Here is an 11,832-nt window from a genome sequence, read left to right as displayed (position 1 = left end):
CGAACAACGCGGCAAAACCCTCAATGGCGCTGCGGATTTAATTGTTCACGGCCCGGTCGCCGATGCGAAGGGATGACAGGCCCGCAGGCCCGCCGCGATGTATTTTTCGACAGAGGACACCGACACTTTCAATTCGGCGGCGATGTCCCGATGGCCCATGCCATGCAGCTTGCACAGCAACAGTGCTTCGCGGGCCTTGGGCGGTTTGGCATGCAGCGCGTCATCGATTTGCACCAGCGCCTCGGTGGCCAGCGCCCGCACCTCTTCCGACGGCACCAGCGGTTCGGCCTGCTGCATCAGGGACTCCAGGTGGCAGGCTTCGCGGTGACGGCGACGATACAGGTCAATCACCATGCCTTTGGCGATCTGGGTCAGGTGGCAGCGCGAGTCTTCAATCGAAGGCACGCAGCCCTTCTTGATGAGGTTGAGATAGATATCGTGGGCCAGATCCGCAGCGTCCGCCGAATTGCCCAGCCTGCGCCGCAGCAGGCTGCACAGCCAGCGGTGATGGTCGACATACAGCTTTTCGAATTGCTGTTTGGACGCAAACGCTCCGTTGTTCACAACACCTCTCCTGAGACGAATCCACCCGCGATCAGCTTTTGACTAATGCGAATATGTATGATTATTATTTGCGATCATACGGTGTTCATAAAGCTCCTGCAACGCAACCGGATTGCACGTCCTCTGACGCCCGGGTTCCCAGGCGTTACACCAGACCGAGGATGGGTCTGTCGGCACTTGGTGCCATCTCTACTTCTTACTGTTCAGTTTGATAAGGCGGGAAACTTCCATGATGGAACTCACTCCAGATACGTTTTCGAAACGGTCTGCCACCGATTACGAAGCGCATATCTGGCTTTTGCAGCAGCAATATCCTGATCGCATTCTCAAGCACTTGAGTGCCTGGAAACTCGACGCGGATGCCGATTCCGCAAGACTGGAGTCAGCACTCCAGGCGGTGATCGAATCAATCCCCGAGCTGAATGCCCGCTACCAGTTCAACGATGACGGCGAAGTCGACAAGGTCCAGGCGCGCGACTGGCAAGCGTGCATCGAGCGCATTCAGGTGACCGGTGACGCCAGCCACTACCTGCTCCCCGAACAAGCCGCGCCGTGGGACGCTGAGCATCAGCCGCCGTTCAAGGCGCTGATTATGCAAACGCCGGATGCGCCCATCCTGGCGCTGGTCCTTCACCCGATTCTTGACCAGACCTGCCAGGCAAACGACCTGTACCGCAAGATCATGCACACAGCAGATACGCCACTGCCTTGGCTGCACTGCCAGGCGGACATCGGCGAGAACTCCGCCCAAACCGAAACACCTGAAGTTGCAGCCATTATCCTCGCCGAGTTCCGCGAAACCCTGGCGGAACCGGGCATGCTGGCGACGGATGACTTCTTCGACTTTGGCGGCCACTCGCTGCTGGCCACCCGCATCATCGGCAAGCTGTTGAGCAGCCACGGCATCGAAGTCCAGTTCAACGATTTCTTCAGCGCACCCTCGGCAACCGCCTTGGCGGCACGCGCCCAGGTCATCGCGAGAAACGCTGCACCAACGACCGCCACCTGCTCGCCGCAAGACGTACAAAAAGCACCGTTTGCACTCGCCCAGGCATCCCTCGGACGCGCTTACGCCGCCTTCGAATTCGGCACGATCTTCAACCTGCCGTTTGCCATGGAGTTTCTCGACACGGTGGACGAAGCGCTGTTGGAGCAGGCATTCCATGACCTGCTTGAGCGTCATGCCAGCCTGCGTAGCACCTTCCACTTCGAGAGTGGCGAGGCTTACCAGCAAATCGTGCCAACCTCGCAGCTACCGCAGTTCAAGTGGTTCTGGCCGAGCCGCGAAAGCCAGGGTGCCACCCTGCAAAGCGAAGCCACCTATCAGTTCGATCTGACCCGCGAGTTGCCCCTGCGGGTGCGCTTCATTCAGGACGCGCAACATCAACGCCAAACCTTGTCGCTGCTCGTCCATCACATGGCCATTGATGAATGGTCGCTCAACGTGATGATGGAAGAACTGGCCCAGGCTTACCTGGCCCGTGCGGCCGACAAAGCGCCCGTCTGGAAAAGCCCGGCACCGTCCTTCCATGAATTCGCCGTGCGCCAGCAAGCTGCCGGGATCAACCAGAAGCACCTCGACTACTGGACCAGCATGCTGCGCGATGCCACCCGTGGCCTGACGCTGCCCTCCTCCGAGGCACAGCCCGCACAGGTATCGACCAAGGCCCAGTGGTTTGAGATCAAGCCCACCCAAGGCACGACCGACCACCTGTACGCCTTCGCCCGGCAGAACAACGCTTCACTGTTCGGCGTGGTCTATTCGGCAATCGTGCTCTCCCTGCACAAGCTCGGGGATTTGAAAGACCTGGTAGTGGGCACGTCGGCTTCCGGTCGCACAGATCCCGCGTATTACGACACGGTCGGCTACTTCACCACCATGGTCGCGCACCGCGTGCAATTCGATTCCCGGCAAGCCGTCGGCGCCATGATTGAAAACGTCAGCCGCTTGATCAACGATTCGATGGCCTACGCCGATGTGCCGATGGAGCAGATTCAACAGGCCCTGGGCATGACGCCAGCGGATGGACTGCTGTTCGACGTGTACATCCAGATTCACGCCAACAACGCCTTGAACGGCGCCCTGAGCACACCGGATAACGGCGCGATCCGCTACCGCCAGATTGACCCGGACAAGAACCAGTCGATGTTCGGTATTCAGTTCGAGATCATGGAAAACACGCTCGACGGCAAACGCGCATTGCGCCTGGTGATTACCTACCGTTCGGATCGCTACAGCGCAGCGCAGATGACCCGCATGAGCGCTACAATCGAGCAGATGTTCGCGCTGTTCGCGACACCTGGCGCCGACGGCATCACCCTGGACCACATCCGCGTCTGACCTTCAACAGGGCCTTGGTAACACCAAGGCCCTGCCTTTCACGCACTAAACCTCATGCATGCCATAACGCTGGAACGACGAGCGCTTGGGCAGGCGGTAGTGCGGCCGGCCGAGCAGTTGATTGGCAATGCTCGCATTACGAATCGCGGCAACGCCCAGGTCCGGCGAGCCCACGCCATGCTGGAAGATCTCTGCGTTCTGCACAAAGATACGCCCTGCCCCGTCATCACAGCGACGTGCGGTGAAGTCATCCTCCACAAGGCAATCACCGTACTCATCGGTTTCCAGCACCGTGCCTTTGAGCCGCTCAAACCACTGCGGCCAGGCATGCCCGTAGCCCGTCGCGGCCACAATCGCGTCCGCCTCCAGGCTGCTGGTCTGGCCCAGTTCACGATGCCGATAGGCAATACGCAGCGTACCGGCGACATCCTCGACCGTCTCGACTTCACAGTTCGACAGCAACGTCAGACTCGGATCACTGCCGCCAATGGAGCGCTCATAGATCAAGTCGTAGATAGCGGCGATAGTGGAAAAACTGATGCCCTTGTACAACAAGCCCTGCTTGGCCACGACCTCACGACGGCGCTCACGCGGGAGGCTGTGGAAGTACTCCATGTAGGACGGCGTAAAGCACTCCTGCCCCAGCTTGGAGTATTCCATGGGATGGAAACCCGCCGAACGAGTGATCCAGCAGATCGAGGCGCCTGCGGCAATCCGCTCGGGGGTCAGCTCATTGAACAATGCGAGCACGCACTCGGCGGCACTCTGGCCAGAGCCAATCACGGTGACACGCCGACATTCCGACAACTGCGCCTGGCGCTTACCAAACTCCGCCGAATGCATGATGGGTACCGTACTTTTCACCTGAGCCCATTGCGGTAATATCGGTGTAGTGCCGATGCCTACCGCCAGGTTTCGGCTGGAATAGTAGCGCTTGAAGCCTGACACGGACTGGCTTTCAATCAGGAATTTCCCGGCTCCCGCGTCGTAAGTCACATCACAGATATCCTCGCCGAAGTGGCACGTCGGCAACTGCTGCGAAGCCCAACGACAATAGTGGTCATACTCGCGGCGCGGCACCTGGAAGTTCTCGTAGTAATAGAACTGGTACAGGCGATCGTGCTGGTGCAGGTAATTCAGATAGCTGAGTTCGTGCGTCGGGTCGGCCATCGTCACCAGGTCCGCCAGAAACGGCACCTGCAACGTGGTGCCCGGCAAGAGCAACCCTTCATGCCAACGAAATTCAGCTTTGCGATCCAGGAAAAGGCTGGTCACGCCGGAATGTTTGGACAATAAAGCGGCCAACCCGAGGTTAAAGGGCCCGATGCCTACACCGGCGATATCTACAGTGGGTAAATCCGTCATCCAATCTGTCTCCCTGGGTATTGCTATGTGGTTATGCGCAGGCGAGCAATCGCTCGACATCTTGTGCGTTACGGCAACGCAGTAATTGTCCGGGGGAAAGCGTCACTGCAAGTTCCTCTTGGAAGCGCGCGGCGATGGCTTTCAAATGCTGGGGCCGCAGACCCAGACTGATGAAGTCGACCGAGGCATTGGCGCCGTCCTGCGAGGGCCTGCCCAACACACTCAGGTAGATTGCCAAGACCTTGTTGCCCTGCGTTTCAACGACCTCTTCGGCAGGCTCCAGCAACAAGCTGCGGGCACGCGGGCGATCAGGCTTGCCGTTTTGCGACAACGGCAGCACCTCCACCGCCAGGAATTGCGTGGGCACATGGGATTGCGGCAAGTGCTCGCGGGCGAACTGGCGCAACGCGGCGGCGGTCAAGGGTGCGGCGTCTTCGGCACTCACGTACAGCGCACCGATGTTGACCTCGCCCTGGCGCTGTTCGCCGTAGTCCACCACCAGCACGTGCCTGACCGCAGGATGCTTGATCAGCTCGATCTCGATGTCGGGCATCGACACGCGCACACCGCGCACCTTCACGTAGCCATTCACGCGGCTGTCGAACATCAACGTGCCGTCATGGCGATAGCGCCCGCAGTCACCGGTACGAAATGCACGTACGGCCCGGCCGTGCTCATCGATGACGCTGATGAATTCGGTTTGTGCCAGCGCGCCGTTTTCCAGGTAGCCCAGGGCCAGGTTGACGCCTGCCGTATGAATGCGGCCGACAACGCCTGCTGGGCAATGCGCTCCCTGGGCGTCGAGAACCAGATAGCGGTTGCCCAGTAACGGTCGCCCGTAGGGAATTTGCAGCTGGTCATCGGCAGTGATGTCGTGCCAGATGCTCCAGATCGTGGTTTCTGTCGGCCCGCCCAGGGAAATCAGGCGGGACGATGGCAGCAGCCCGCGCAACTCGGCGATCACGCCCGGCTTGATGTAGTCGCCGCCCTGGGCGATCAGGCGCAGGCTGGCCAAGTCATGTTCGCCACGGCACGACAGCAGCATTTCCAGAATAGCCGGTACGGAACACCACAGCGTCACACGGTGCCTGGCGATCAACTGATTCCAACGCACCGCATCCTTTTCCTCGCCGACGCCAGGCAGTACCAGAGTGGCGCCGGCCGTCAGGCAGCCGAGCACATCGAATACGGACATGTCGTGGTGCAGCGGGGTTACCGACATGAACACGTCGATCTGGCTCACGCGCCAGTGTGACAAGGTGCTGCCGATGACATTGGCCGTGGCGCGGTTGCACAGCACCACGCACTTGGGCTTGCCAGTGGTGCCCGAGGTGTAGAGGTAATACGCCGGCGCTTCGCTCATTGAGCGATCATCCAATATTGGCGCACTGGCTTGCGGCCCGGCCAGCAACTCGTTCGGCGTGGCCTGGGCATGCCCGACCGTCTCGCCCGAGCTGATGACCACCAGATCTGGCCGGCAGTTTTCCAACAGATACTGCCGACGCTCTTCTGGCGCCGAGGCGTCGATAGGCACCCAGATCACGCCCGTCAATGCAGAGGCCAAGGTCAGCATGGTGTGCTCCGGGCTGCGTGGCAGGCAGATGGCGACCACTTGGCCCGGCCCGATGCCACGGGCCTTGAACGCCGCAATGACACGCGACACGCCCGATCCCAGTTCGGCGTAGCTGATCTGCCGCTCGCCGCTGATCAGGGCGATCCGTTGGTTGGCGGGGTCGAACAGGTGCTTGGCGATTTGCGCCAGGAACCCTTCGGCACTAGCTTCGGTCGTCGAGCTATTGAGGCAATAGTGAGACGTGTCGATGATCGCGGCGGCGTCCATGGTGAACTCACCGCTGGCGCTGATTTGGCTGATGGCCTTTTCCAGCGCATCCAGGATGTCGTGAACCACCGCTGGGTCCAGGACTTCCCGTGCATAGTCGATATCCAGCACCAGCGCGCCCTCGGCGTTGGTCCAGAAGCGAATATCCATGGCCACCTGAGGCGTCTGGGTCAGGCCGCCTTGCAACTGCATGAGACTATCCGCCGCCAACACCGGCCAGGAAAAACCATTGGTAATCACCACCGGCAGCACCGGTCCAGGGCCGTGGGATTCGAATAGCAACCGGGCGAGGTCCACGCCCGAATAGGCCAAGTGTTGCAGCCCTTCCAGCACGTCCACTTGCAGCTTCGCCGCACGCTCCGTAAAGGTGCTGGGAGCCTCGCTTCGGTTGATCGCGATAAAGCTGGAACGGTTGGCAAATGCACCGCCCGTTTGCGGCGCAACCGGTACCGCCACGCACAAGCCACCTTCATCGAGCCAGTGGGACAGCACTTCCATCACCAGCGCCATCAGGGCGGAGTTCTTGAATAGCCGCTGCCGGGCGCCTAATTTGCAGAATGCGTTGAATACCGCCTTGGGCACTTGTCGGCTTTGGCGCTCGTAGCGCGATGCCCGCACTTGATCGAGCGGCACGCGCCATGGCAGGCGTGGTGCGCCCGTCACGTCGGTGAGTTTGGTCTTCCAGTAAACCGCGTCGGCCTTGCGCTGGCACGTCTGATCCACAGAGGCAGGCACAGCCTCGGCAGCGGGCTCATCGCTTATCAGGCCATCGAACAGCTCGACCAACAACGCAGCAATGGAGCGGCCGTCGAGGATCAACGCATCCAGGCGCACGAACACTGTCAGCTGATCGTCGGGCAGGTGGAAGATCGTGACATTCCAAGGCGAACGGTCCAGCTCGAAGATGGTGTGGGCGTATGCCTCACGATACTCATCGACGTGCGCCAGCGCTGCTTGCGACGACATCGATGTGAGGTCAACTTCCTCAAGATTGATGCAAGTTTCATCGCTGACATAACTCACCAACTTGAGCGCATCCACCCGTGTGCGCAAGCTGTCATGGCGCTGCACCATCGCCACCAGGCGACTGCGCAGCAGCGTCGGGTCCATGGCCCCGTGGTATTCACGAAACTCCTGCATGGCCACACCGCCAAGAGGCATCTGAGTGCCACGGCCCAATAAGTACGCCTGCTGTAGGGCTGACAGCGGTTTTTCGAGAGTGCGCGAAACACCGACGTTGAGCGTTTGATCCAACGCACGAGAATCGGCCGCCACTTCCTGCGTGATCGCCACAAAACGGTCAAAGAGCGTCGTTACCCACGGCAGTGGCAACGCATCAAGACGGATATCCCAATTGATCAGGATACCGCCATCGGCGCAGGCAATCTGTGCATCAAGAGCCACCTGCGGCCCTTGGGAGATGACCCAATTCATCGAGCCGAATACACGCCGCACGCGCGGCGAAAGCAAGTCGCCGCCGGGCATGTCCAGCGCGGCAGTAAAGACCACCGGCGCCAGCTGTGGTGAGCCCTGATGGCGGGACAGATCGCGCATCACATTCACGCCCGGATAGGCACAATGCTCAAGCAGGCCGACCACTTTTTTCGCCAGTTGCGCACACAGCGCGGCCGGCGTGGCGGCGGACTCGATGTCAACATCCAGAATCAACACATTGGCGAAGTCACCCACCACGCGCTCAACATCATCCACCAACGGCTGGCGCCAGAACGTCGGTACATTGAGACGGAAACTACGGTCGCCGGTCTGCGCCCCGAGCGCCGCCGCAAACAGCCCCATCATCAAGGTCGACAGGGTAATCCTGCGTTCCCGTGCCACTTGTTCCAAGGCCTGGCGCTCGGCGGGACCCAGCCAGGTATGGAGTCGGTGGCTATGCGCTTGCTCCGGCGGGTGTTCAAGCAATGGCAAGGTGGGTGCCGGGGCAACGTGCGCCAGGCGCTCACGCCACCAGGCACGGTCGCGATCGCGGGCGGCCTTGAGTGCCGGGTCGACACGGACCTTATCGTACCAATCAAAGAAGGATGGCGTATTCGGCAGCGTGTCATCGGGCTGCTCGTAAAGCCGGGCCAGGTCTTCCATCAGCGTGCGGAAACTGGATGGATCGATGGCGATCATGTCGGTATCGACATGCAGGCGAAACCTATCGTCCGCCAACAGGCTCACTGAAAACCGGGCGCCCGGCTCATGACCGAGGTCCAGTTGCTGATGTGTCCACGTTTCCCGTTTGGCTAGCAGGTGCCGGGCGGCCTCCGGCTCGGTCATCGCACGCAGGTCTTCGACTTCCAACTGAGGCGATTGGTCCACGGCAGCAATGGATTGCAGCCCTTGCGCATCCACCCGCATCCGCAGCATCGGATGCAGCAGGCTGGCCCGCCCAAGCGCTTCGCGTAACCGGTCGAGTTCGATGGAATGTCCATCGAACTCGACATAAAGATGAGCCGAAACTCTCCCTAAAAAGGCATGAGCAGTACGCCCGATCCAACAGGCGGCTTGCATCGAAGTTAACTCTCTCATGGTCCACTCATGTGATTGACAAATCTAAATGATTAGCGTCACCTATTAGAAACGATAATGATTATATTTCAAGGTAAAAATTTTTGACCACAAGCCACGGAGGCTTTCTGCAAATGAGAACGGGCACCCTTAGGACGAGCGACATGGATGAGGTGCAACAGCTGGACCCAACGCGGAGTTTTTCATTCACCTCCGGTGATCATGAACTAGCTGTCAGCGGCATATTGCAACGCATCGAAACTCCGGCCATCGCCGGCGAAAACGCCAGCAGCCTGTTTCAAAAAACCGTTTCGCATGCCTTTGAACAAGCGCGCAAAGCGGGCCAGGCCAACCCGATCATCGTCGGCGCCATCCCCTTCGATCCCGCTGAAGCGTCCTGCCTCTACATCCCCGAACACGCCGAGTGGCGCGCCCGCAGCGGTGCCGTGCAAACCGGTGCGGCCTCAATGCCGGAACTGCTTGAACAAAAAAACATACCGGACGAGCAAGGCTTCAAGCGCACGGTCGAACACGCCATCGTCAACTTCCGCTACAGCGACGTACGCAAGGCAGTGCTCTCGGTTCAGCGCGAATTGCTGTTTGCCCAAGATGTGGACGTGAGCACCATGCAGAACAATCTGCGTACCCAGAACCCCAGCGGCTACCACTTCCGCGTGCCCATGCCGGACGGCGCCACGCTGATCGGCGTCAGCCCCGAATTGCTTGTGCACAAGGACGGCCTGGACTTCGTGTCCAACCCCCTGGCCGGCTCGGCCAAGCGCATGGCTGACCCCGAAGCCGACCGTCGCAACGCCGACTGGCTGGCCGCCTCGGAAAAAGACCACTACGAACACCGCCTGGTGACCGAAGACATCGCCTCCCAGCTCGGTGAATTGTGCACACAACTGAACGTGCCACGGCGCCCCAGCCTGATCAGCACGCCTGCGCTGTGGCACCTCTCCACCCGTATCGAAGGCACCCTGGCCGACCCCAATATCTCGGCCCTGCAGCTGGCTTGCCGCCTGCACCCTACCCCTGCGGTCTGTGGTTTCCCGACCGAACGCGCCCGGCACCTGATCCGCTTCGTCGAACACGTCGAGCGAGGCCTGTTCACCGGCATGGTCGGCTGGTGCGACGCCCAAGGTAACGGCGAATGGGTCGTGACCATCCGCTGCGGCACCATCAAGCGCAACAAGGTCCGCCTGTTCGCCGGCGCCGGCATCGTCGAAGCCTCAAGCCCCGACTCCGAATGGACAGAAGTCCAGACCAAGCTCGGCACCATGCTGCGCGCATGCGGCCTGGCCCACTAACTTCCCCATTTTTATCAGTGACCCCCATGACTCTAGAATTCACGCACTGGCCCCTCGACAGAGCACAACGCTATCGGGAAAACGGCTACTGGATCGATCAACCCCTCACCCACTTGCTCCAGGCCCGCAGCCAAGCACAGCCCCAGGCTTGCGCGATCATTTGCGGCGAGCGTCGCTTCAATTACGGCGAGCTGGACCAACTGTCCTCCAACCTGGCCTCGCACCTGGCCGCCAACGGGCTTGGCCACGGCGACACCGCGCTGGTGCAACTGCCCAACATCGCCGAGTTCTACATCGTGCTGTTCGCGTTGCTCAAGGCCGGCATCGTGCCGCTCAACGCGCTCTACAGCCATCGCAAACTGGAACTCAAGAGCTACGCCAAACAAATAACGCCGAAGCTGTTGATCGCCTCCCGTGAGCATGAAGTGTTTCGTGATGACGGCTACCTCGCCGACCTCAACGAAGTCGGCGCAAGCCCTCAGGTCACGCTGTTCCTCGGCGAACAGCACGCCCCCAACAACCTGGCTGCCTGGATCAAAAGCCCAAGCGACAGCCGCGTGGATTTCTCCCCCAGCGCACCGGATGAAGTTGCCCTCTTCCAGTTGTCCGGCGGCAGCACCGGAACCCCCAAGCTCATCCCACGCACCCACAATGACTACCACTACAACGCCCGTACCAGTGCCGAGGTGTGCGGCCTGACCGCACAAACACGCTTCCTGTGTGCCCTGCCGGCAGCGCATAACTTCCTGCTCAGCTCGCCGGGCGCTCTGGGCGTGTTGTACGCGGGCGGTACCATCATCATGGCACCGAGCCCAGAGCCGCAGACCTGCTTCGCAATGATCCAGCGCCACGAAGTCAACACCGTCGCCCTGGTGCCCAGTGCCGTCGCGTTGTGGCTGCAAGCCGCGCCGGAGCACAGCGAGCAACTGCAATCGCTTGAATACCTCCAGGTCGGCGGCGCTGTATTCGCCGACTCGCTGGCCCGCCAGGTCCCCGGTGTGCTCGGCTGCAAGCTGCAGCAGGTGTTCGGCATGGCCGAGGGCCTGATCAACTACACCCGCCTAGATGACACCGACGAGCAAATCTTTACTACCCAAGGCCGCCCGATCAGCCCAGGGGACGAAATCAAAATCGTCGATGAACAAGGTGTGCCCGTAGCGAACGGCGAGCCCGGCATGTTGGCTACCCGGGGCCCCTACACCTTCTGCGGCTACTACAAGAGCCCCGAACAGAACGCCCAAGCCTTCGATAACGAGGGTTACTACTACTCCGGTGACCTGGTGCAAATGACGCCCAGCGGTGACCTGCGCGTCGTCGGCCGGGTCAAGGATCAGATCAACCGAGGTGGCGAAAAAGTCGCTTCCGAAGAGATCGAAAACCTCATCGTGTTGCACCCCGACGTCACCCATGCCGGGCTGGTCGCCATGCCCGACGCCGCACTGGGGGAAAAGAGCTGCGCCTTCGTCGTCTCGCGCAATCCCAACCTCAAGCCGCCCGCCCTGCGCCGCCACCTGATGGAGCTGGGCATCGCCGAATACAAACTGCCCGACCGCATACGGCTGATCGACACCATGCCGCTCACCGCCGTAGGCAAGATCGACAAAAAACAGCTGCGCCAACTGCTGACGGCGGAAACCACCCGCGCCTGGCTGAAAACCCGCGTGTTGCAATTGATCGAAGACGGTGAAGAACTGGACCCGGAGGAAAACCTGATTTTCTACGGACTCGACTCCCTGCAAGTGATGAAACTCGCCGCCGAACTCAAGGAACGTGGCATCACCGTCACCTTTGAAGAGCTGGCCGACTCGCCCACGCTCGCCAGCTGGTGGTTGCTGGTGGACACACGGCAAATAGCGGCCTGACCGGGCCGCTTCGCCCAGTCGATTTAAAAGGAGTTAGAG

At 60.6% G+C, this 11,832-nt stretch carries 6 protein-coding genes; 3 read left to right on the top strand and 3 right to left on the bottom strand.

The genetic code is table 11. The features are described from left to right. Positions 1-45: 45 nt before the first annotated feature. A complete protein-coding gene (locus V6L79_RS14780) occupies positions 46-564 on the bottom strand; it encodes a sigma-70 family RNA polymerase sigma factor (protein WP_321836454.1) in 519 nt (172 codons plus the stop codon). Positions 565-793: 229 nt separating this feature from the next. Here V6L79_RS14780 and V6L79_RS14775 point away from each other — a divergent pair, with 229 nt between their 5' ends. Further along, entirely contained in the window at positions 794-2,905 is a 2,112-nt protein-coding gene (locus V6L79_RS14775; RefSeq protein WP_338579059.1) for a condensation domain-containing protein, read from the top strand. Between the two features lie 45 nt (positions 2,906-2,950). Here V6L79_RS14775 and basC read toward each other — a convergent pair whose 3' ends face one another. Further along, positions 2,951-4,270, bottom strand: coding sequence for a putative histamine N-monooxygenase (basC, locus tag V6L79_RS14770; protein ID WP_338579058.1), 1,320 nt, complete (start codon positions 4,268-4,270; stop codon positions 2,951-2,953). Positions 4,271-4,301: 31 nt separating this feature from the next. Further along, the gene (locus tag V6L79_RS14765) at positions 4,302-8,642 is read right to left on the bottom strand and encodes an amino acid adenylation domain-containing protein (protein ID WP_338579057.1); all 4,341 of its coding nucleotides are present in this window, start codon (positions 8,640-8,642) and stop codon (positions 4,302-4,304) included. 113 nt (positions 8,643-8,755) lie between these two features. On the opposite strand from V6L79_RS14765, the gene V6L79_RS14760 reads away from it, so the two are divergent. Both V6L79_RS14760 and V6L79_RS14755 read left to right on the top strand, forming a co-directional pair. Then, the gene (locus V6L79_RS14760) at positions 8,756-9,931 is read left to right on the top strand and encodes an isochorismate synthase MenF (RefSeq protein ID WP_405046595.1); all 1,176 of its coding nucleotides are present in this window, start codon (positions 8,756-8,758) and stop codon (positions 9,929-9,931) included. 26 nt (positions 9,932-9,957) lie between these two features. Continuing rightward, positions 9,958-11,793 (top strand): (2,3-dihydroxybenzoyl)adenylate synthase, encoded by a 1,836-nt coding sequence (locus V6L79_RS14755; protein ID WP_261742221.1) that lies wholly within the window; start codon positions 9,958-9,960, stop codon positions 11,791-11,793. Positions 11,794-11,832 lie beyond the last annotated feature (39 nt).

This window comes from Pseudomonas sp. ML2-2023-6, assembly GCF_037055265.1.
Taxonomy (GTDB): Bacteria; Pseudomonadota; Gammaproteobacteria; order Pseudomonadales; family Pseudomonadaceae; genus Aquipseudomonas; species Aquipseudomonas kulmbachensis.
Note: the sequence above shows the minus strand (reverse complement) of the source record. Positions and strands in the feature narration are given on the sequence as shown.

Bases quoted from the DNA above. Each gene is read 5' to 3' on its own strand.
- V6L79_RS14775 (WP_338579059.1), top strand. From the start codon at position 794: ATGATGGAACTCACTCCAGATACGTTTTCGAAACGGTCTGCCACCGAT.
- basC (WP_338579058.1), bottom strand. From the start codon at position 4,270: ATGACGGATTTACCCACTGTAGATATCGCCGGTGTAGGCATCGGGCCC.
- V6L79_RS14765 (WP_338579057.1), bottom strand. From the start codon at position 8,642: ATGAGAGAGTTAACTTCGATGCAAGCCGCCTGTTGGATCGGGCGTACT.
- V6L79_RS14760 (WP_405046595.1), top strand. From the start codon at position 8,756: ATGAGAACGGGCACCCTTAGGACGAGCGACATGGATGAGGTGCAACAG.
- V6L79_RS14755 (WP_261742221.1), top strand. From the start codon at position 9,958: ATGACTCTAGAATTCACGCACTGGCCCCTCGACAGAGCACAACGCTAT.